Origin of the sequence: Xanthobacter luteus, from assembly GCF_040049235.1 — a bacterium.
In the GTDB taxonomy this organism is placed as follows: domain Bacteria; phylum Pseudomonadota; class Alphaproteobacteria; order Rhizobiales; family Xanthobacteraceae; genus Xanthobacter.
On sequence record NZ_JBDZDO010000004.1, the window covers coordinates 1 to 21,339 of the forward strand.

The 21,339-nt window shown below is 72.1% G+C and carries 21 protein-coding genes; 8 read left to right on the top strand and 13 right to left on the bottom strand.

Features of this window, described 5'->3' with window-relative positions; genetic code table 11:
* From ABLE88_RS13395 to pdxY, 12 genes are all read right to left on the bottom strand, one after another.
* On the bottom strand, positions 1-331 hold a 331-nt coding region (locus tag ABLE88_RS13395), incomplete at its 3' end, for an ABC transporter substrate-binding protein (protein WP_348832195.1).
* Between the two features lie 81 nt (positions 332-412).
* A complete protein-coding gene (locus ABLE88_RS13400; protein WP_348832196.1) occupies positions 413-1,216 on the bottom strand; it encodes an enoyl-CoA hydratase/isomerase family protein in 804 nt (267 codons plus the stop codon).
* Between the two features lie 31 nt (positions 1,217-1,247).
* Complete coding sequence (locus ABLE88_RS13405; RefSeq protein ID WP_348832197.1) at positions 1,248-2,780, bottom strand: AMP-binding protein; 1,533 nt, start codon at positions 2,778-2,780, stop codon at positions 1,248-1,250.
* On the bottom strand, positions 2,773-3,282 hold the full coding sequence (locus ABLE88_RS13410; RefSeq protein ID WP_348832198.1) for a (2Fe-2S)-binding protein: 510 nt from the start codon (positions 3,280-3,282) through the stop codon (positions 2,773-2,775). Before ABLE88_RS13410 ends, ABLE88_RS13405 begins: the two co-directional genes overlap by 8 nt.
* Positions 3,270-4,094, bottom strand: coding sequence for an FAD binding domain-containing protein (locus ABLE88_RS13415; protein WP_348832199.1), 825 nt, complete (start codon positions 4,092-4,094; stop codon positions 3,270-3,272). Before ABLE88_RS13415 ends, ABLE88_RS13410 begins: the two co-directional genes overlap by 13 nt.
* Positions 4,091-7,033 (bottom strand): xanthine dehydrogenase family protein molybdopterin-binding subunit, encoded by a 2,943-nt coding sequence (locus ABLE88_RS13420; protein WP_348832200.1) that lies wholly within the window; start codon positions 7,031-7,033, stop codon positions 4,091-4,093. Before ABLE88_RS13420 ends, ABLE88_RS13415 begins: the two co-directional genes overlap by 4 nt.
* 119 nt (positions 7,034-7,152) lie before the next feature.
* Entirely contained in the window at positions 7,153-7,998 is an 846-nt protein-coding gene (locus ABLE88_RS13425) for a helix-turn-helix domain-containing protein (RefSeq protein WP_348832201.1), read from the bottom strand.
* Between the two features lie 142 nt (positions 7,999-8,140).
* Entirely contained in the window at positions 8,141-9,070 is a 930-nt protein-coding gene (locus tag ABLE88_RS13430) for a hypothetical protein (protein ID WP_348832202.1), read from the bottom strand.
* Positions 9,071-9,097: 27 nt separating this feature from the next.
* On the bottom strand, positions 9,098-9,841 hold the full coding sequence (locus ABLE88_RS13435; RefSeq protein ID WP_348832203.1) for an NUDIX hydrolase: 744 nt from the start codon (positions 9,839-9,841) through the stop codon (positions 9,098-9,100).
* Complete coding sequence (locus tag ABLE88_RS13440) at positions 9,841-10,941, bottom strand: alkene reductase (protein ID WP_348832204.1); 1,101 nt, start codon at positions 10,939-10,941, stop codon at positions 9,841-9,843. The genes ABLE88_RS13435 and ABLE88_RS13440 overlap by 1 nt, the downstream gene beginning before the upstream one ends.
* Positions 10,942-11,137: 196 nt before the next feature.
* The gene (locus ABLE88_RS13445) at positions 11,138-12,034 is read right to left on the bottom strand and encodes a PhzF family protein (RefSeq protein ID WP_348832205.1); all 897 of its coding nucleotides are present in this window, start codon (positions 12,032-12,034) and stop codon (positions 11,138-11,140) included.
* Between the two features lie 122 nt (positions 12,035-12,156).
* Positions 12,157-13,008, bottom strand: a complete 852-nt coding sequence (pdxY, locus tag ABLE88_RS13450; protein WP_348832206.1) for a pyridoxal kinase PdxY — start codon at positions 13,006-13,008, stop codon at positions 12,157-12,159.
* A 144-nt stretch (positions 13,009-13,152) separates the two neighbouring features.
* Here pdxY and ABLE88_RS13455 point away from each other — a divergent pair, with 144 nt between their 5' ends.
* From ABLE88_RS13455 to ABLE88_RS13465, 3 genes are all read left to right on the top strand, one after another.
* Complete coding sequence (locus tag ABLE88_RS13455; protein ID WP_348832207.1) at positions 13,153-14,058, top strand: alpha/beta fold hydrolase; 906 nt, start codon at positions 13,153-13,155, stop codon at positions 14,056-14,058.
* 133 nt (positions 14,059-14,191) lie between these two features.
* Entirely contained in the window at positions 14,192-14,524 is a 333-nt protein-coding gene (locus ABLE88_RS13460; protein ID WP_348832208.1) for a hypothetical protein, read from the top strand.
* Positions 14,525-14,625: 101 nt separating this feature from the next.
* Positions 14,626-14,973, top strand: coding sequence for a hypothetical protein (locus tag ABLE88_RS13465; RefSeq protein WP_348832209.1), 348 nt, complete (start codon positions 14,626-14,628; stop codon positions 14,971-14,973).
* Positions 14,974-15,116: 143 nt separating this feature from the next.
* On the opposite strand, the gene ABLE88_RS13470 is transcribed toward ABLE88_RS13465, so the two are convergent.
* The gene (locus ABLE88_RS13470) at positions 15,117-15,560 is read right to left on the bottom strand and encodes a nucleoside deaminase (RefSeq protein ID WP_348832210.1); all 444 of its coding nucleotides are present in this window, start codon (positions 15,558-15,560) and stop codon (positions 15,117-15,119) included.
* Positions 15,561-15,663: 103 nt separating this feature from the next.
* Between ABLE88_RS13470 and ABLE88_RS13475 the strand changes: the two genes are divergently transcribed.
* From ABLE88_RS13475 to tilS, 5 genes are all read left to right on the top strand, one after another.
* Positions 15,664-17,685, top strand: coding sequence for a pseudouridine synthase (locus ABLE88_RS13475; protein ID WP_510182897.1), 2,022 nt, complete (start codon positions 15,664-15,666; stop codon positions 17,683-17,685).
* A gap of 9 nt (positions 17,686-17,694) precedes the next feature.
* A complete protein-coding gene (rsmD, locus tag ABLE88_RS13480) occupies positions 17,695-18,255 on the top strand; it encodes a 16S rRNA (guanine(966)-N(2))-methyltransferase RsmD (protein WP_348832212.1) in 561 nt (186 codons plus the stop codon).
* A gap of 411 nt (positions 18,256-18,666) precedes the next feature.
* Positions 18,667-19,158, top strand: coding sequence for a peptidoglycan-associated lipoprotein Pal (gene pal, locus ABLE88_RS13485; RefSeq protein WP_348832213.1), 492 nt, complete (start codon positions 18,667-18,669; stop codon positions 19,156-19,158).
* A 167-nt stretch (positions 19,159-19,325) separates the two neighbouring features.
* A complete protein-coding gene (gene ybgF, locus ABLE88_RS13490) occupies positions 19,326-20,246 on the top strand; it encodes a tol-pal system protein YbgF (RefSeq protein WP_348832214.1) in 921 nt (306 codons plus the stop codon).
* Positions 20,233-21,303, top strand: coding sequence for a tRNA lysidine(34) synthetase TilS (gene tilS / locus ABLE88_RS13495; RefSeq protein WP_348832215.1), 1,071 nt, complete (start codon positions 20,233-20,235; stop codon positions 21,301-21,303). Before ybgF ends, tilS begins: the two co-directional genes overlap by 14 nt.
* The last annotated feature ends 36 nt before the right edge of the window (positions 21,304-21,339 follow it).

A 21,339-nucleotide genomic window follows, 5' to 3' on the forward strand; every position in this document is an offset into this window, starting at 1 on the left:
CCAAAGTGGCGCCCGAGTTCACCGTGCCGGTGAGGAAGTCCACATTGTCCACCTGGAACAGCTTCTCCGCCTTCTGCACGGCGGCGGCGGGCGTGGTCTCCTCGTCCTCGACGATCAGCGTCACCGGGCGGCCCATGATGCCGCCCGAGGCGTTGATCTCCTTGGCGGCGAGCTCCAGCGCCCAGCGCACCTGCTGGCCGATGGGCGCGAACGTGCCGGTGCTCGGCGTCACCACGCCGATCTTGATCGGATCGGCGGCAAACGCCGCCCCCGAAAGCGCGCTCGCGGCCAGTGCCGCCGCCAGCGTGACCTTGTAACCACTGATCTTCATGACGTTTCCCCTGGGTTTGGTTGCGTGGTCTTCGCTCCCCGACGCCGGGCCAACCCGCCCGGCGCCCATTCCGGTCGCGGCTCAGCTGCCCTTGAAGTGCGGCGCGCGCTTCTCGTGGAAGGCAAGCACGCCCTCCTTGAAGTCGTCCGACTGGCGCAGGCGGCTGTAGCAGTGGCCCTCCAGCTCGATGGCGATGGACAGGCTCGAATCCTCGGTGTCGTTGAGCAGCTTCTTCGCGGTGCGCTGGGCGATGGGCGAGAAGGCGCGCAGCTCGTCCACCAGGCGGTCGGTGGCGGCTTCCAGCTCGCCGTCGGGCACGCACTCGGTGGCGAGGCCCCAGTCGAGCGCCTGCCGGCCGGGGATGCGCTTGGAGCGCATCACGATGTCCTTGGTGCGGGTGATGCCGACGATCTTCTGCAGCCGCGCCGAGCCGCCCGAGCCCGGGATCTGGCCGAGCTTCTGCTCGGGCAGGGCATAGCGGCAGGTCTCGGAGACGATGCGGAAGTCGCAGGCGAGCGAGATTTCGAAGCCGACGCCGAAGGTGTAGCCGCGGTTCGCCACGATCACCGGCTTGGCGCAGCGCGCCGGGGCGGCGATGTTCCAGGCGAGCTTGGAGACGTGCTCCGGGGAGGCCTCCAGGAAGCCCTTGATGAAGCCGCCCGAGGAAAAGTGCTCGCCCTCCGCCCGCAGCACGATGACGCGCACCCGGTCGTCCTCGTCCAGGGCCTCGAAGGTCTGCCGCAGCTGTTCGCGCTGGCGCATGGAAATGGTGTTCATGGGCGGGCGGGCGAGCACGATGTCGGCGCGTTCGCGCGCGGCGTCGATCTCGATGCGGTAGCCGTCGAGATCGGCCGGCAGCGGCGGGGCAGAGACGTAGGCGTTCATTTGTGCGGGTCCTGTGGTCGATGACGGGGGATCAGGCGGCGCTCTCGCCGCCGCGCTCGGGCTCGTACTCGCCGGCCACGAGTTGGCGGCGCAGCAGCTTGCCGACGGGGGATTTCGGGATCGCGGCGACGAATTCGTAGCGCCGCGGGCGCTTGAAATTGGCGAGCCCGGAGGCGCGGCAATGGGCGTCCAGCTCCTCCGGCGTAACGTCGCCGCGCCGCTGGATGAAGGCGACCACGATCTTGCCCCAGCGCGGCTCCGGCAGGCCCACCACCGCCACCTCGGCGACGCCGGGATGCATGGACAGGCAGCTCTCGATCTCCACCGGCGAGACGTTCTCGCCGCCGGTGATGATCATGTCGTCCACCCGCCCGGTGACATAGAGGTCGCCGTCGGCGTCGAAATAGCCGGTGTCGCCGGTGAAGTACCAGCCGTCCCGGAGCGACTTGGCGTTGGAGTCCGGGCGCCGCCAATAGCCCTCGAAGGCCTCGTCGGACGAGGCCAGGGCGATGATCTCGCCCTCCTCGCCCGGCGCGGCGCGGTCGGTGGGCGAAGCGGCGCCGAGCTTGACCACGCGGATCAGCTGGTTGAGCCCGGACTTGCCGGCCGAGCCCGGCTTCTCGGCCGCCTTCTGGTTGATGGTGAAGGTGTAGATCTCGGACGAGCCGTAATGGTTCACGAACAGTTCGGGATGGAACGCCTCGGTCAGCGCCTTCAGCAGCCCGTCGGTCATGGGCGCGCCGGCAAACCCCAGCTTGCGCACGCTCGCCGTGTCGGTCGCCGCAAAGCGCGGGTGGTGCACCAGATCGTGGTAGAGCGTCGGCACCAGATAGAGGTTGGTGATGCGCTCCTGCGCGATCAGCTCCAGCGCCCGCGCCACGTCGAACCGCGGCAGACACACGAAGGTGCCGCCGATCAGCGACATGGCGATGAGCGAGCGCACCCCCATGGTGTGGTAGAGCGGCATGACGCCGAGCGTCACCTCGCCCCGGCCGTAGAGGTTCTGCGCCACGTGCGCCACCGCGCCCATGCGCTCGGCCCGCTGGCGGCGCGGCACGCCCTTCGGCTTGGCGGTGGTGCCCGAGGTGTAGAGCATGAGCGACCAGTCGTCGGCGCTGGCACGCGGCGCCGGCGTGGCGTTCCCGGCCGAAAGGTCGTCGAATGCGGCGTCCGCCGGCACGCCGACGCCGATGCGCGGCAGGCGCTGCCCCAGGGCGGAGGCCGAAACCGCGGCCTGCGCCACCGGCTCGAAGGCGAGCGCCTTCGCCTCGGCGTTCTCCAGCACGAAGTCGATCTCGTCCGGCGTGGCGCGCCAGTTGACCGGGGTCATGACGATGCCGGCGAACTGGCAGGCCCAGTGCAGCGTCGCCGCCTCCCAGCGGTTCTGCAGCACGGTGACGAGGTGGTCGCCGTGCCGCAGGCCCAGCGCGCCGAGCCCGTCGGCGACGGCGGCGATCTTCTCGAGCCACGCCGCATAGGTGAGGCGGATCTCGCCGTCCACCACCGCCAGCGCGCCGGGATCGCGCTCGACGCTCGCCAGGAAGCTCGTGCCGAGGTCAAACATTGCTCTCGTCCCCTCTCAGGGTGGCCGCCGCGTCGAGGACCGCGGCGACGATGGCGGAATAGCCGGTGCACCGGCACAGATGGCCGCCCACCACCTCGCGCACGTGGTGCGCTTGCGGGTCGGGCGTCTCCTTCAGGAACGCGTCCACCGACATCAGGATGCCGGCGGTGCAGAAGCCGCAGTGCAAGGCGTGATGGCGGCGGAACGCCTCTTGGAGCACGGACAGCCGGTCGGGCGCCGGCGCGAGGCCCTCCACCGTGCGCACGGCGCGGCCCTCGAGCTGCACGGCGAGCGTGAGGCAGGCCCGGGCGGGCACGCCGTCGATCAGGATGGTGCAGGCGCCGCACACCCCGTGCTCGCAGCCCACATGGGTGCCGGTGAGCCCGGCGCCATGGCGCAGGGCGTCGGTGGCGAGCAAACGTGGCTCGGCCGCCACGCGCGCCGGCCGGCCGTTGAGGGTGAAGCGCACGTCGTGGCGGACCTGGGCGCTCAGGCGAGGCATCGGGCGGCCTCCTCGATCACGGCGCGGCCCATGGCGCGCACCAGATCGCGCCTGAGGCGCGCGCTGGCGTGGAGGTCGTCGCGGGCATCGAGCTCCCAGGCGAAGGCGTTGAGGGCATCGTCGAGCGCGGCGCCGGACAGGCGCGGGAAGGCGCGCCGCTCGGGCTTGTCGGCGACGCCGCAGACCGAAAGCTCGATGGCGTCGGACGCCACGCGCGCGGCGCAGCCGACGATGGCGAAGTCGCCGTGGCGGCGGGAATATTCCTTGAAGGCATAGGCGCTGCCGGGCTTCGCCAGGGGAAAGGCGACGGCCTCGATCAGCTCGTCGTCGGCCTTGGCGGTCGTCATCATGCCGGTGAAGAAATCCGCGGCCGGAACGCGCCGCGCCTTGCGGCGGGTTCTCAGGCGCACCTCGCCGCCGAGCGCCACCAGACACAAAGGGATCTCCGCGCTCGGGTCGGCATGGGCGGCGGAGCCGCACACGGTGCCGCGGCTGCGCGTCTGGTAATGACCGAGGAAGGGCAGCGCCGCCGCCAGCAGCGGCTGGGCGGCGAGCTCCGCCGAGGCGAGCAGCTCGGCCTGCCGCACCCCGGCGGGGACGATGATGGCATCGCCCTCGCGCCGGATCGCCCGCAGCGCCGGCAGGCCCATGATGTCCACCAGCACGGCGGGCTTGGCGAGGCGCATGTTGAGCATGGGCAGCAGCGATTGGCCGCCGGCGATCACGCGGGCATCCCCGCCATGGGCGGCGAGCGTCTCCAGCGCCTCCTCCAGGCTCTCGGCGCGCACGAAGTCGAAGGCGGCGGGCTTCATGCGCGCCTCCCGGTGACACGGCCGAGCAGCCGGGCGAAAAAGCCCGCTTGGTCCGGGGCGGCGCGGCGCGCCAAAGCGGCGAAGAACTGGCCGATGATGGCCTTCGCCGCGCCATCCAGCAGCCGCCCGCCGATGGCCGCCACCTTGCCGCCCACGGCCGCCTCGTAGGCGTAGGAGACGCGGGTTCCGCCCTCCACTTGCGTGAGCGTGACCCGGCCGGCGCCGCCGCCGGTGCCGAGCGCGCCGGAGACCGAGCCGGAGAGCGTGGCGGCGGAGGGCGCGTCGAGGTCGGAGAGCTTCACGTCCGCCTCGTAGCGGCCCTTCACCGGACCGATGCCGAGCGTCACCTCGGCGGTGAAATGGGTCGGCGTGAGCTTCCTGACGCCGTGGCAGCCGGGAATGATGGAGGCGAGCGCGTCGGCGTCCAGCAGCGTCGCCCAGACCTGGGCGCGCGGCGCCGGCACGAAGGCCGCGCCCTCGCCCCGCAAGGTGCGGTCGCCGGGGCGGACGGCGGCGCGCGCAGTCCCCGCGGGCGCCGCGGGCTCCTCCCGGTCCACCAGGGCCGCGACCCGCGCCGGGGTGAGCGGCAGCACGATATCGCCGACGCCGAGCGCATCCGCCACCGCGTTCGCGAGGCACACCGGGGTCGACATGCAATTGCCCTCCCCCACCCCCTTGGCGCCGAGCGGCGTGAACGGCGAGGGGGTCTCCAGATGCAGGATCTCGATGTCCGGCACATCGGTGGCGGTGGGCAGGAGATAGTCGGCGAAGGTCCCGGTCAGGAATGCGCCGTCCTCGGCATAAGCGAGCTCCTCCAGGAAGGTCGCGCCGAGCGCCTGGGCGAAGGCGCCGCGGATCTGCCCCTCCACCATGCCGGGGTGCAGCACCCGCCCGCAATCGTGCATGGTCACGTAGCGGTCGATGCGCACCGCGCCGGACACCTCGTCCACCTCGACGCCGCACATGTCGAAGATGAAGCCGTGGCAGAGCGAGGAGTTCACGTGGTCGTCGGCGTCCGGCGCGGTCAGCTCCGGCGCGCTCCAGAAGGCGGTCTCGCGGATGGTCTGGTCGACGCCCTCGGGCAGCACGCCGGGCGACCAGTGGCTGAGCGCGGAGATGCGCGCGAACGGGGCGGAGGCGCCGCCCTTGGCGAGGATCTTGCCGCCTGCGAAGGAGATATCGCCCACCTGCGCCTGCAGCTGGGCGGCCGCCACCTGCGCCAGCCGGTCCTTGAGGCGGGTGGCCGCCAGGTGCGCGGCGCCGGCGACCGCGGCGGCGAAGCGGCTCGAATAATTGCCCGAGGCGATGGACCAGGCGTCCTTGCCGGTGTCGAGCTCGCAGATCACCCGCACGTCGGCGGGGGAAAGCCCGAACACGTCCGCCACCACCTGGGCCAGCACCGTGCGGTGCCCCTGCCCCTGCGGGGTGGATGCGGCGGTGACGCTCACCGTGCCGGTGGGATCGATGGACACCGTGGCGGACGCCTGAGCGCCGTTCTTCGGGCCGGCCTTGGCGCGCTCCTGCGGCGTGAGCACGGTGGTGATGTAGCCCATGTTGGAGACCGAGGGCTCCACCGCGGCGGCGAAGCCGATGCCGTAGCGCCGGCCTGCCGCGCGCGCCGCCGCGCGCCGGGCCTTAAGGTCGGCGAGCCGGCCCTCGCTTGCCGCCAGGGCGACGGCGGCCGGGAAGTCGCCGGAATCGTAGAGCGCGCCGGTGGCGGTGCGATAGGGAAACGCGCCGGTCGGGATCAGGTTGCGCCGGATCACGTCGAGCGGATCGAGGCCGAGGCCTTGGGCGACGCGCTGGACCACGCGCTCCAGGGCGAAATAGACCTGCGGCCCGCCGAAGCCGCGCACCAGCCCGGTGGGGGCCTTGTTGGTGAGCGCCACGCGGTTGCGGATGGCAACATGGGCGATGTCGTAGGCGCCGGTCATGTTGCCGTGCATGCGGTAGAGCGTCGCCGGCTCGGGGGCGCGGGGATAGGCGCCGCAATCTTCCACCTGATCGAAATCGAGCGCGGTGATGCGCCCCTCGGCGGTCACCGCCGCCTTGAGGGTGGTGACGCGATTGGTCGCCGCGACCGCGCCGGCGAGGTGCTCGAGGCGATCCTCGATCCACTTCACCGGCCGCCCGGCGATGCGCGCCGCCACCGCGATCAGCGCCGCATAAGGCGCGACGCCCTGCTTCACGCCGAAGCTGCCGCCGGAATCGGGCGGCATGCGCATGCGCAGCCGGTTGCCGGGCACCTTCAGGGTGCGCGCCAGCACCGTATGGATCGAGAACGGCCCCTGGAAATTGGCGCGGATGTCGTAGACCCCCTCGAAGGGGTCGTACTCGGCGATCACCCCGAACGTCTCCATGGGTGCGCCGGTATTGCGCGGATAGCGCACGGTGATCTCGAACACCCGCTCCGCGGCCGCGAAGGCGCCCTCGGGATCGCCGTAGGAGAAGCGGCGGTCGCTGACCAGGTTGCCGCCGGATTGCTCGTGCAGCAGCGGCGCCGAAGGATCGATGCTCGCCATGGGATCGAGGATGGCCGGGCGGGGGGCGTAGTCCACCGCCACCGCGTCGAGCGCGTCCTCGGCGAGATAGCGCGTCTCGGCCACCACCACGGCCACCGGCTCGCCCACATAGCGCACCCGGTCGACCGCCATGGGCCAGTTTTCGACGTTCACCTTGAGCCCCGCCACCATGGGCAGGGTCAGCGCCGCGAGGTCCCGGCCGGTGACCACCGCGGCGACGCCCGGCAGCGCCAGAGCGGCCGCGGTGTCGATGGCGACGATGTCCGCATGGGCGTGGGGGGAGCGCAGGATCGCCGCCTCCAGGGTGCCGGACCGCACCCCGAGATCGTCGATGAAGCGCCCGCGCCCGGAAAGCAGCGCGGCGTCCTCGACCCTCGGCAATGACTGGCCCGTCCAGGCGACGCCTTCGACCCGCAAGCTCGATCCCTCCCATGGCGCTCAGCCGGCGCCTTGGGGGGCAAAAAAACAGGAGCGGACGCGCGGCACTATAGCCGACGGTCCCATCACTGACCGAAAAGTCCCATAAAGCGGGACGATCAGCGGCCGATGCGGGCGACCGTGCGGAACTCGCGCGGGGAGACCGAGCAATGGTCCCGGAAGAAGCGCGTGAAATGGCTCGGCGCGCTGAAGCCCAGGCGGTCGCCGATGGCCGCGAAGGGCTCCTCGGAATCGATCACCGCCCCGACCGCCATCTCCACCTTCAGCACGTTGAGGAAGACGTGGGGCGTCACCCCGGTGGAATCCTCGAACACGCGGAAGAAGTGCGAGCGCGACATGCCCGCTTCCCGGCACAGGCGCTCGATGCTCAAGGGCGCGGTCGGATCCTGCCGCATGAGGGCGATGGTCCTGCGCACCCGCCAGTCGATGGCGCTGGAGCGCGCCATCTCGCGCAGCGAGGAGCCCACCGTGCGCCACGGCGTGAAGCGCTCGATCACCGCGATCATCAGCTCAGAGAGCAGCCGCTCCTGGCGGCTGCGGGAGCCGGGCTCCAGCACCATCTCGCTGGCGAGATCGAGCGCGGTGCCGCGGATCTTGGCCGTGATGGCGCCCGCCGACTGATCGAAGAAGCCGGCCGAGCCGCTCGCGCCCCAGTTGGGCCGGAAGGTGACCAGCCAGTCGGGCTCAATATAAAGGGCGAGGATGAGTGCGTTCTCGCGCCGCGGGTCGTGCACGTAGGCGTGCGGCTCCCAGGCGTTCACCAGGACCGCGCACGCATCCGCGAGCGGCGCCACCCGATCCCCGACCAGGAACTGCGTGTCGTCCCCGCCCACCTTGATCAGCACGTGGCAATGCGGATGGGCATGGCGCACCAGCGAGCGGTCCATGTCGAGCAGGGCTACCCGGCCGAACGCCCCATGGGCTATGCGCAATGCATCGGACATCCGACCGCCATCCGTCTCCCGCCGCCCGCCACCTGCCGCCCGCCTCGTGCCGCCCGCCTCGAGCCGCCCCGGCGGCAAAGTTGGGCATGTTAGGTGGCGCCCGGCGGGTGTGACAAGTCACGCGGGCGTGGGCGCCCCCGGCTCAGCGATAGTGGCCGTCGACGAAGTTCTCAACCTCCTGGCCGGTGGGGCCGCGCAGCACCAGGTCGCGCCACTCCCCGGTGCGGCCCTTGCCGGGCGCGAGGCTCATGCCGATGAACTCGCCGATGGTGCGCGCCTGGCCGCCGGAAAAATCGACCACGAAGATGGTGCAGCCGTTCTCGCCGCACCAGCCGGGATCGGTGACGGTAACGATCGCCTCGTTCGCGCCGTCGCCGTTGAGGTCGATGGCCGTGACCTTCAGCTTGCCGGCGATGCGGCGGCCTTCCTGCTTGTCGACGAAGATCGCCTCCGCCAGCGCCTCGTTGCCGGGCAGCGGCTGGGGCTTGGCGCGCTCGGTCCGCTCGCCGCTTTGCGGGGCGGCCGGCGCGGATGCCGCCTCGGCGGGCGCAGGAGCCGAAGGCGGCGCGGAAGGCGCCGCCGCCTGCGGCGCGCCGCGCGGCTTCGGCCCGCAGGCCGACAGGAAACCGGCGACCGCCGGGCCGGCGCCGGAGAGCGGCAGCGCGTAGGAGAGGCGGCCCTGGGCGACCTTCAGCTGGTCGCCCTCGGCGAGCGCCTTCATGAGGGGATCGCTCGCCTTGATCCCGGCGATGAGCACCTTGCCGGCGCCGTCATCCAGGTCCTTGACCTCGCCGGAATAGCCGAAGCCGCGCCCGTCCACCGTCAGCGAGACGCTGCCCGGGCGGCCGGAACGCGCCTTCGTGCCCTCGGGGAGAACCACCTGGAGCGCCGGCTTTCCGCCCGCCTTGCAGCCGATGAGGACCATGAGGTCGCCATTTGAGGCGGCGTAGATGGCGCCGGTCAGATCGGGCTGGCGATACTCGCTCCAGCCCTCGGCCAGCGCCGCGCCGGGCGCCATCAGGGCCAATGCGAGCGCGGCGCGGCGGACGCCTTCGAACCAGCTGCGGACCATGAACCTTCCTCCCGGCTTCCCTCGGCATCAGCGGCTGCCCGCCGCCCAGCGTGCGCGCATATAGGCCACGGCGAACGGCGCGACGCGCGGCGTAATGTCCCGCTCGCCGCGCACCACCACCACATCCGCCAGCTCGGGCTCGCGCTCGGCGGCCAAGAAGGCGCGGATGCGCGCCGCCAGATCCTCGCCGCTTTCGGCGAACACCAGGCGGTGCATGAAGGCGATGCGCGGACCGTCATAGACTGCCACGAAGCCGCCGTCGCGTGCGACGTCGCGCGCCGTCAGGCCGGTTTCCTCGGCGAGCTCGCGCAGGGCGGAACCCGGCAGGTCCACCCGCGCGCCCGCCACCACGTCATCGAGGTCCGGGGTGCCGCACGGGAAATAGGTGCTGCCGGGCACCGAGGTGTGCGCGCCCATGACGCCGAGCACGAACGCCCCGTCCGCGCCCTCCAGCGCCGCCGTGGCGAAGGCGTTGACCATGCCGAGGTCGCGCCAGTCCATCACCTCCCGCCACCACAGGAAGCTTGCGAAGTCGGCCTGCCGGAACGTGCCCTCGAGCAGGTCCCCGACCATGCGGGAGCGCCGCAGGAGGAGCACGCTCCCGTTCCACAGGCTGGGATTTGCAGCGCGGCGGCGGGCGAAGTGGGCGTCGATCGCGGCGCGGTGCGGCTCCGCCTCCGGCCAGCCGCCCGGCTCCAGGATCAAGTCGAGAGCCCGCAGCGGCGTCACGCGCCGCTGCGCTGCCAGGTCCTCGCCCCAGCCGGCGGCCATCAGGCCGCCGCGGTCTCGAGCGCCGGATAGTCCACATAGCCCTCGGCGCCGCCGCCATAGAAGGTCTCGCGGACCGGTTCGTTCAGCGGCGCGCCGCGCTTCAGGCGCTCCACCAGATCGGGGTTGGCGATGAACCACTTTCCGAACGCGACGAGATCCGCCTTGCCTTCGGCCACCACGCTCTCGGCCATGGCGCGGTCATAGCCGTTGTTCACCATCCAGGCGCCGGAATAGCGCTTGCGCAGCTCCTCGAAGGAGAAGCCGGGGTCGATGTCGCGCGGGCCGCCGGTGGCGCCCTCCACCACGTGGACATAGACCGGATGGCGCGTCTCCAGCGCCTCCATCACGTGGTTGAACAGCGCCTGCGGGTTGCTCTCCGAGATGCCGTTGGCGGGGGAGACCGGCGAGAGGCGCAGGCCGGTCCGGTTGGCGCCGATCTCGGCGCTCACCGCGTCCACCACCTCCAGCAGGAAGCGCGTGCGGTTCTCGATCGAGCCGCCATACTGGTCGGTGCGCGTGTTGGTGCCGTCCTTCAGGAACTGGTCGATGAGATAGCCGTTGGCGCCGTGCAGCTCGACGCCGTCGAAGCCGGCCCGCATCGCGTTCGCGGCCGCGCGACGATACTGGTCGACGATCAGCGGGATCTCCTCGGTCGCCAGCGCGCGCGGCTCTGAGGTCTCGGCAAAGCTGTTGTTCACGAACGTCTTGGTGGCCGCGCGGATCGCGGAGGGGGCGAGCGGCGGGGCGCCGCCGGGCTGCAGCGAGACGTGGGAGACCCGGCCGACGTGCCAGATCTGGATGTAGATGTGCCCGCCTTTGGCGTGCACCGCGTCGGTGATCTTCTTCCAGCCTTCCACCTGGGCGTCGGTGTAGATGCCGGGCGTGTCCTGGTAGCCCTGCCCCTCCTGCGAGATCGGCGAGCCTTCGGTGATGATCAGCCCGGCGCTCGCGCGCTGGGCGTAATATTCCAGCGCGAACGGGCCGGGCACGGCGCCGGCGGCCGCCCGGTTGCGGGTGAGCGGGGCCATGACGACCCGGTTGGCAAGGGTGACGTCGCCGAGGCGGAAGCTGTCGAACAGGGAGGGATGCGTGTCGCTCATGGAGGCAAGCTCTCGCAAAAGGGGAAGGCCGGAGCGCGGCCGTAGGGATGGGGAGTAGATAGGCCGCATCGCCCGCACGCCAAGGGCCAGCGCCGCGCGCCAGCGTGAACTTTGCGTGACATACCGTTCAGGAACGACTTGGATTGACTGTGAAATCGCCGGTCGGGGGTGACGGGCGGACCTCACCGCCCGGGTCTCACAGGTGCAGCACGCCCTCGGCGATTACCACCGCCCCGCCGCCGATGGTGGCCTCCACCAATTGCCCGCCCTTCACCGTGAAGCCGAGGTCGAGCCGGCTCGGCCGGCCCATCTCGAAGCCCTGGTCGATGCGCACCTTGTGGTGGCCGTCGACCCGGTTCTCGGCGTCCATCAGCACGGTGGGGAAGGCGGCGGCGGCGGCGCCGGTCGCCGGGTCCTCCTCGGTGCCGAGGCCCGGCGAGAACATGCGGGCGCGGAAGTCGGCATCGCCCTCCTCGTCGGGGGTGTAGAGATAGAGCGCCTCGCCGAACGCGCCGAGCGCGGCGATGAAGGCCGCCTCGTCGGGCCGGGCGCGGGCGAGCGCGGTGAGATTTGACAACGGCACGAACAGGAACGGCACGCCGGCCGAGGCCACCACCGGGCGGTGGGCGTCGAAACCGATGTCGCTCGGGTCGAGGCTGAGCGCGTCGGCGCAGGCGGCGCGGGAGAGGTTGATCTCTTCCAGCTCGCCTTTGCGTGGCGCGGTGAACACCGCCGAGCCCTTGCGCGAGCCGGGTCCGAGGGTCGCGACCTCGCATTTGATGGCGCCGATCTGCTCCTCGATGGAGAAGGTGCCCTTGTCCATCTTGGCCTCCAAGGCGAGCAGCACCGCCGCGCCCACGGTGGGGTGGCCGGCGAAGGGCATTTCGTGGGCCACCGTGAAGATGCGGATGCGCGCCTTGTGGGCGGGGTTCTTCGGCGGCAGCACGAACACCGTCTCGGAGACGTTGAACTCGCGCGCGATCTGCTGCATGGCCGCGTCGTCGAGGCCCTGGGCGTCGAGCACCACGGCGAGCGGATTGCCCCCGAACGGACGGGTGGTGAAGACGTCGAGCGTCACGTAACGGCGCGGCATGCTCCCTTGTCCCCAGGCGGCCGAGGTCCCCTTCAGATCGGGTCCCGCGGAGCTTCGTCTCCCCGCGCCCCCGCGCACAGGATTCGCAGTGCCGCCGGTTCGGGCGACGCCACAAATTTGCCTTAGATTGCCGAGGCCGTGAAGAGCCGCGAGGGCCGGACGAACTCCTCCTGTGCCTCGACCAGAAGCAATTCCCGGGACTGTGCTTTTTCGGTCCGCTCCAGGACGCCGAAGATCGAGGAGGCGGCGCGCGCCAGGGCCTCGGCGGTGCTGCCGCTCCGCATATGGTGGTAAAAGAATAAGGCGGCGATGGCGTCACCGGCACCGTTGAGGTCCAGATCGAGCCGGGGGGTGCGCACCAGGAAGCGGCCGTCGGGACCCGATGCGAGCAAGTCGATGAAGCCGGGCGGGGTCTCCTCGGCGTGCAGGCTGGTGACGAGAATGACTTTGGGACCAATGCGATGGAGGCCGTCACAGGCGGCGATCGCCGCCGGCAAGGTGGTCGCCTGGCGGCCGGAGAGCAGCTCCAGCTCGAAGTGGTTGGGGGTGATGATGTCGGCGGCGGGCACCGCCTGCGCGCGCATGAATTCGGGGATGCCGGGGCGCACGAAGATGCCGCGCCCGACGTCGCCGATCACCGGGTCGCAGCAGTACAAAGCATTGGCATTGCAAGACTTTACGCGCCTGGCAGCGTCGAGGATGGCGGCGCCGATGTCGGCCGCGCCCATATAGCCGGAGAGCACGCCGTCGCAGCGCGCCAGCATCCCGCGCTCGGCGATGCCCTGGACCAGATCCGATACCAGAGCGGCATCAAAGACTTGGCCGCGCCAGGCGCCATAGCCGGTGTGGTTGGAGAACTCCACGGTGTTGATGGCCCAGACTTCGACTCCCAGGCGCTGCAGCGGAAACACCGCCGAGGCGTTGCCCACATGCCCGTAGGCCACGTGCGACTGGATGGAGAGAATGTTCGTCACGTCCCGCCTCTTTCGTCCCGAATTGCTGCGCGCATGTCGCGACATATCGCGGGGTAGCGCCGCGCACAGCGGTTCACAAATGGATTTTCGTCATGAAACCGCGCCGCGCGCGTTATGAATCGGCGCGCACCCCCGGAGGACGCCATGACCGACCTCGCCGACCTCTTTCCCGGCTTTGCCGCGCACAACATCGACACCGCGGCCGGCCGCATCTTCGTGCGGCAAGGGGGCGAGGGGCCGCCGCTGCTGCTGCTCCATGGCTTCCCGCAGAGCTCGGCCATGTGGCACCGCGTGGCCCCGGCGCTGGCCAAGACCCACACTCTGGTGATCCCGGACCTGCCCGGCTACGGCTGGAGCGCGGCGCCGGCGCCGGGCGCGGACCATGCGCCTTATTCCAAGCGCGCCACCGCGGCCGCTCTGGTGAAGGTGATGGAGGACCTCGGCTTTGCCCATTTCGCTTTGATGGGCCACGACCGGGGGGCGCGGGTCGGCTACCGCATGGGGCTCGACAATCCCGGCCGCATCGACCGGCTGGTGGCGCTCGACATCGTGCCGACCTACGTCATGTGGCACCGCATGGACCGGGCGCGGGCGCTCCAGGTCTATCACTGGGCCTTCCTCGCCCAGCCGCATCCCCTGCCGGAGACCCTGATCGGCCCCAAGGCCGCCTGGTTCCTGGACTGGACGCTGGCGAGCTGGACCGCGTCCAAGGACCTTTCCGCCTTCGATCCGCGCGCGCTCGGCCACTACCGCGCCGCCATCAACGCGCCCGACCACCTTCGGGCCATGTGCGAGGACTACCGGGCGGGGGCCACCATCGACCTCGCCCACGACGAGGCGGACCTCGCCGCCGGGCGCACGCTGCTGTGCCCCACCTTCGCGGTGTGGGGCGAGGCCGGCATCCCGAGCCGGGGCGTGAGCCCGCTCGACGCCTGGAAGGCGCTCGCCCCCGACATCACCGGCGCGCCGGTGCCGTGCGGCCATTTCGTGTGCGAGGAGGCGCCCGAGGCGGTGCTCAAGGCGGTGGCGCCGTTTTTGGCGGGGCGCTGAGCGGTCCCTCAACCGGACCGCCATGCTCCGGCGGCGGGCCTTAAGGAACGCCAGGCATTGCCGGCGGGGCTCGGCTATGGTTCCGGACGGCCTCAGGTTTCAGGGCGGCTTCGCCCAAAGACAGGACACCGCCATGCGCTTGCCGATCCTCGCCATTGCGCTGCTCCTCGCGGCGGCATCGCCCGCGCCGGCGGCGCAGAGCATCGTCGGCACCTGGGCGACGCCCGGGCGCTGCGGGCGGCCGCTGTCCACCATCGTGGTCTCGCCCATGGCGCTGGCCGGCGAGGACTTCTTCTGCGATTTCACCGAGGTCTCCCGCAAGGACGACACGGTGCGCTGGCGCGGCATCTGCACCTTCGGCGTCGACGAAGAAAAGGCGGTGGTGACCGCCCGCCTGGAGCGCGGGCGCCTCAGCTACCAGTTCCACCGCGACGGCTGGAACGGCCCGCTCCAGCGCTGCCGCTAGAATTTTGGCGCCGAAGCCAAGCCTGCCTTCGCCGGCCCGCATAGACCCCCGGATCACACCTCGATACAATCGATCGCGGTGACCTATCGTGGGAGGGGGCGATGCGGCGAAGTCTTGCGGTGGCTTTTCTGTTGATGGTGGCCCTCGGCGCCGCATCGGCCGCCGACCTTCCCAATATCGAGCAAAAACTGTCCTCGCCAGCGATGCTTAGAGACGTCACCGGTCTTCTCATGCCGCAAAAGAAAATCCTGCCTGGCGGATCCTGGAAGCGCAGTTGTAAGCTGAACGAAGTTTTCGGACCTCCCGACGGGTGGATTAACGACTATGAGTTCTGGGCATCCTGCAAGAATACGAGCGGAGGATGGGCGCAGAACCGCTGGGACAATCGAAAGTGCATAACCATGGTCGCGTGTAATTCCGGCGGCTGGATGCAATGCGGCGAGTGCTGAACGCGTCAGGTGAAGGTCGGCTTGAGTCTATCCAGAATGCTGAATCCGGCCGGTCCGACGGTGAAAGTCTGACGAACTTTCTGTTGCGGGCGCCTTTGCCGGTCGCCTTTTTTGCCTTGCCTTGACTGTCCGGGAATCCCCCCTCACCGCCGCTCCTTGAAGAACGCCTTGAGCACCTCGGCCGCCTGGCGCTCGGCGATGCCGCCATAGACTTCCGGCGCGTGGTGGCAGGTTGCTTGAGAGAAGAAGCGCGGGCCGTGCTCCACGCCGCCGCCCTTGGGATCGGCGGCGGCGAAATAGAGCCGGCGGATGCGGGCGAACGAGATGGCGGCGGCGCACATGGCGCAGGGCTCCAGCGTCACGTAGAGGTCGCAGTTGAGCAGCCGCTCGGACTTCAGCGCCGCCCCGCCGGCGCGCAGCACCAGCATTTCCGCATGGGCCGTGGGGTCGGAAAACTCGCGGGTGCGGTTGCCGTCGCGGGCGATCACCTGCGAGCCGCGCACCAGCACCGCGCCCACCGGCACCTCGCCCCGCTCGGCGGCGGCGCGCGCCTCGTTGAGCGCCATCTGCATGAAAGTTCCCGACATCCGGCCTCGACATCCCGCGAAAGCGCCGCTCGCGGCGGCGCCCGCGCTGTGCTATCGCCCCTCCATGCCCCGCACCACACCGCCCCGCAAGGAAAAGAACCGCGTGCCGCGCGAGAAGCGCGCGCTCCCCGCAGCCCCGAACAAGGACGCCGAGCGCGTCGCCAAGGTCATCGCCCGCGCCGGGCTCGGCTCGCGCCGCGAGATCGAGGACTGGATCACCGCGGGCCGCGTCGCGGTGAACGGCAAGGTGCTGGAGAGCCCGGCCTTCACCGTCACCGACGCCGACGCCATCACGGTGGACGGCGCCCCGCTGCCCGAGCGCGAGCGCACGCGCCTGTTCCTGTACCACAAGCCGCGCGGCGTGGTGACCACCAACCGCGACCCCGAGGGCCGGACCACCCTGTTCGAGATCCTGCCCCAGGGCCTGCCGCGCCTCGTCAGCGTCGGCCGGCTCGACCTCAATTCGGAAGGCCTGCTGCTGCTCACCAATGACGGCGGCCTCGCCCGCGTGCTGGAGCTGCCGGACACCGGCTGGCTGCGCCGCTACCGGGTGCGGGCCAATGGCGCCGTCGACCAGGGGCGGCTCGACGCGCTGATCAAGGGCGTGACCGTGGAGGGGGTGGAATACGGCCCCATCGAGGCCACCCTCGACCGCCAGCAGGGCGCCAATGTCTGGCTCACCGTGGCGCTGCGCGAGGGCAAGAACCGCGAGGTGCGCAACGTGCTCGGCGCGCTCGGCCTCAAGGTCGGGCGGCTGATCCGCGTCTCCTACGGGCCGTTCCAGCTGGGCGAGATCGCCGAGGGCGGCATCGAGGAGGTGAAGACCCGGATCCTGCGCGACCAGATCGGCGACGAGATCGCCGCCGCGGCGGGCGCCGACTTCGCCGGCCCGCTGGTGGAGCGCGAATTGGAGGCGCCGCCCACCCGCTTGCAGCGTCCCGCCGGCAAGCGCCAAAGCCTGCGCGACGGCGCGCCGGACGAGGCGATGGACGCGCCGCGCCGACCCGCCCGCGGGCCGCGCCGCGAAGCGCCGGTGGATGCGCCGCCACCCGCCCCGGCCGCCCCGCGCGGGCGCCGGCAGCGCGACGAGCGCGAGCGGGAGAGCCTCGGCACGGTGGCGGACCGCAAGGGCCGCAGCGTGAGCGTGGAGCGCGTGGTCCATGCGGCCGCGCCGGACCGCCCGGCCCGGCCCGGCAAGCCCGAAGGCGCCCGGCGCGGGCGTCCCGGCGGCAAGGACGAGCGGCCCGCGGGCCGCTTCGGCGAGAAGCCGCGCCGCGCCGGCCCCGGCCGCTTCGCCCGCGAGGACGGCGCGCCGGACCCGCGCCGCGAGGGCCCGCGCGGCCGCTTTGCGCGCCCCGACGACGGCGACCCGCGGCGCGATTTCCGCAAGGGCGGCGAGCGGCCCACGCGCAATTCCGCCGACCGGCCGCCGCGCCCCCGGCGCGAGGATTTCACCGGCGAGCGGCCGCAGCGCGGTTCTGGCGACCGGCCGGCGCCGCCGCGCGCGCGCCGTGACGACGTCGCCGGCGAGCGCCCCCAGCGCACCTATGTGGACCGGCCGGCGCCCCGCGCCCGGCGTGACGATTTCGCCGCAGAGCGCCCGCCGCGCCCGCGGGGCGACGACCGGGGCCAGGAGGGTGCCGCCGGACGCGAGGGTCGCGAGCGGCCGCCGCGCACTTATGTGGACCGGCCGGCGCCCCGCTCCCGGCGTGACGACTTCGCCGGCGAGCGGCCGGACCGGCCCGCCCGTCCGCCGCGTCCGCGGGGCGACGACCGGGGCCAGAAGGGCGCTGCGGCGGGTCCCGCCGGCCGCGAGAGCCGCGAACGGCCGCAGCGCAGCTACTCAGACCGCCCGCCCCGCGCCCCCCGCGACGATGCCGGCGGGGAGCGGCCGCAGCGCCGCGAGGGCGGCAAAGGCGGCTTCGCCGGCAAGAGCGGTCCCGGCGGGAAAGGCCGGCCGGGCGCGGGCGCAGGACCGAAGGGTCCCGGCTTCGGCCCCAGGAGCGCACGTCCCGTCGGCGGCGCCAAGGGCGGTTCAAAGGGCGGTTCAAAGGGCGGCGCCAAAGGCGGCCCGAGAGGCGGCCCGGGGTCCGGCGGCAAGCCGGGACCGCGCGGGCGACGCTGAGGCGGTGCCATGCGGATCGTCGGCGGCCGCCTCAAGGGCCGCACCCTGAAGGGGCCCCGCTCCGACCTCGTCCGGCCCACCTCGGACCGGCTGCGCGAGAGCCTGTTCAACGTTCTCGCCCACGCTTATGGCGACCCCTGCGAGGGCGCGCGCGTGCTCGATCTGTTCGCCGGCACCGGCGCGCTCGGCCTTGAGGCGCTCTCGCGCGGGGCGCGCTTCTGCCTGTTCGTGGACGACGGCGCCGACGCGCGCGCGGTGATCCGCGACAATGTGGAGGCGCTCGGGCTTGCCGGCGTCACCCGGATCTTCCGCCGCGACGCGAGCCGCCTCGGCCCGGCCGGGGCGAGCGGCGGTCCCTTCGATCTCGTCTTCTGCGACCCGCCTTACGGCCGTGGCCTCGCCGAGGCCGCCCTCCAAGCCGCCACCGCCGGCTGGCTCGCCGACGACGCGCTGGCGGTGGTGGAGGAGCGCACCGGCGCCTTCGCAGCGCCCGCGGGCTTTCGCGAGCTGGAGCGGCGCGCTTACGACGACAGCGAGCTGATCTTTCTTGCGCGCGCCGCGCGCGGCTGAAAGCGCCGACGCCGCGCCGCACCCCCGCCGGACTGTTGCGTCGGAGCAACAGGGCACCGCCCGCGAACGCCGCCGGCCGGCCTGCCGCACCGCCAGCACCCCCGCGCCATGATGACGCCACGAGCGCGCATCAGTGAAGACGGTGTCCGGTGGCCGGGAGCGATCCCGCCCGGGAAGATCCCAAGGTCGAGCCGATGCCGCGTGCCGAGAGGCCGCGCGTCGCCCGCCATGGTTTTTCCCGCACCAGATGCGCGGCGTTGCAAGGTTTGGGAAACCATGCGCCGCGGTTTGCGCCTTCCGGACCGGGTTTTGCGGCCCCGGCCGCCGCGGAAGGGCTCACTCGGAAGGTTCGCTTAACCGGACGGCGGCTACATGGGGCCTCCGGTACGCGTTGAGAAGGGAGACACCGGAATGCGTTTCATCGGCTTTGCTCGCGGCTTCCGGTTCGCGGCTCTTTTCGGCTTCGCCATGGCGCTCGCCGCCTGCGCGAACACGCCGAACCCCAATGCCGCCGGTGGCCAGGCCGGTCCCCCCGGGTCTCCCCAGGAATTCATCGTCGCCGTCGGCGACCGCGTGTTCTTCGAGAGCGACCAGACCGACCTCACCCCCCAGGCGCGCGCCACCCTCGACCGCCAGGCGCAGTGGCTCCAGCAGTGGAACCGCTACACCTTCGTCATCGAGGGCCATGCGGACGAGCGCGGCACCCGCGAATACAACATCGCCCTCGGCGCCCGGCGCGCCCAGACGGTGCGCGACTATCTCGCCTCGCGCGGCATCGACATCGCCCGCATGCGCACCATCTCCTACGGCAAGGAACGCCCGGTGGCGGTGTGCAACGACATCTCCTGCTGGTCGCAGAACCGGCGCGCCGTCACGGTGCTGAACACCGGCGGCGCCTCCTGAGGCCCGGCGCCCCTCCCGCCGGCGCGCGCGGGAGGGCGCGGCCGGCAGCTGTCCCGGCCTTCGGGAATCCCTTGCGGGGTCACACTTTGGACGCGATCCCCAAGGTAACATGAGGATCGAGGGCGGCCCCCGCTTCTCCCTCGGAACCGAGCACCCCGTTCTCGATCATGATGCATCGTCTGCCCATGGCCGGCGTCTTCGCCGGCGCCGTCGCCCTGTTTCTGAGCGCCCTCGCTCCGGCGGCGTCCGCCCAGGACGGCGGGCTGTTCGGCAATCTGTTCAAGCCGCCCGGCCAGGTCCAGGACCACGCCCAGGGCGCCGAGACGGCCGAGCTCGTGACGCGCATGGAGCGGCTCGAGAACGCCCTGCGCCAGCTCACCGGCCAGGTGGAGCAGCTGCAATACCGCAACCAGCAGCTCGAAGCGCAGGTCCGTCGCCTGGAGGAGGGCGGCGGACCTGCCCGCCCGCCGGGCGCGGCCGGCGGGAGCGCGGCGCCCCAAAACCGGCCGCCGCTCGCGCCCGCCGCCGGCCGCCGCTCCGACGTGTTCGATCCCAGTGCCGAGCCCGGCGCGCCCGGCGCGCCGCAGCCGCTCGGCTCGCCCGCCAGCGCCTCGGCCGGGCTGGCGCGTCCCCATGTCGGCCCCGCCGGCGCGCCGATGGGCCCCCTGGCGGGCGCCCAGGTGGCGGCGCTGCCGGGCCCCGGCGCCACGCCGCGCGAGCTCTACGAGGCCGGCCAGGGCCAGATCCAGCGCCAGGACTTCGCCGGCGCCGAGCAGACCTTCCGCCAGATCATCCAGACCGGCGGCACCGACCGTCTGGTGCCGGACGCGACCTTCATGCTCGGCGAGAGCCTGTTCCTGCAGAAGAGCTACAAGGACGCGGCGAACTCGTTCCTGGACCTGACGGTGAAATATCCCAATTCCCTGCGCGCCCCGGAGGCGCTGCTGCGCGTCGGCCAGTCGCTCGCCATCCTCGGCGAGAAGGAGGCCGCCTGCGCCACCCTGCTCGAAGTCGACCGCAAGTATCCCCGTGCGCCGGCGGGCGTCCGCCAGGCGGTGGAGCGGGAGCAGAAGCGTGTCGGCTGCTGACGGCGACCCTGCCTTACGCGGCGCGCGCGAGGCGCGCGGCGCGCCGGTCGGCGATGACGAGCTCGAAGCCCTCTTCGCCCCCTTTCTCGGCCATGCCGGCATCCTGATCGCGGTCTCGGGCGGCCCCGATTCCACCGCCCTCGCCATCCTCGCGGCGCGCTGGCGCCGCGCGCGCGAGCACGGCCCCATGCTCGGCCTGCTCACCGTCGACCATGCGCTGCGGCCCGGCTCGGCCCGCGAGGCCGAGGCGGTGGGCGCCCTCGCCGACGCCATCGGCCTGTCCCACCGCACTTTGGTCTGGCGCGGTGCCAAGCCCACGACCGGGATCCAGGAGGCGGCGCGCACGGCGCGCTACCGGCTGCTGATCGCCGAGGCCAAGGCGCGCGGGGCGGACGCCCTCGCCCTCGGCCACACCCTCGACGACCAGGCGGAGACCGTGCTGTTCCGGCTCGCCCGCGGCTCCGGCCTCGCCGGCCTCGCCGCCATGCGCCCGGTGTCGCGGCGCGAGGGCATCGCCGTGCTGCGCCCGCTGCTCGCGGTGCCGAAGGCGCGGCTCGTGGCCACCGTGCGGGCCGCCGGCGTGCCGTTCACCGAGGACCCGAGCAACGGCGACATCCGCTATGCGCGGGCGCGGCTGCGGGTGCTCGCCCCGCTGCTGGCCGACGAGGGGCTGGGCGCCGAGCGGCTCGCCGCGTTCGCGCGCCGCATGGCGCGGGCCGACGAGGCGCTGGAGCGGGCCACCGACCAGGCGGGCGCGCGCCTCGTCCTCGAGCCGTGGCGCGAGGGCGCGCCGGTGCGGCTCGGCCTTGCCGGCTTCCTGGAGCTTCCCCGGGAGATCGCCCTGCGCCTGCTCGGACGCGCCGTCGACCGGGTGGGGCGCGAGGGGCCGGCCGAGCTCGCCAAGCTGGAGGCGCTGCTGGAGCGCCTGTGCGCCGCCGCCAGGAACGAGCCGCCCGCATTTCGTCGCACCCTCGCCGGTGCCATGGTGACGATCCGGCGCCGCGAGCTGTGCGTATCGCCCGCGCCGGAGCGCCGGAAGCGGCCGGACTCGCGTTGATTTCACGCGGCGCGGACCGCCCTCGCCTTGGCAAGA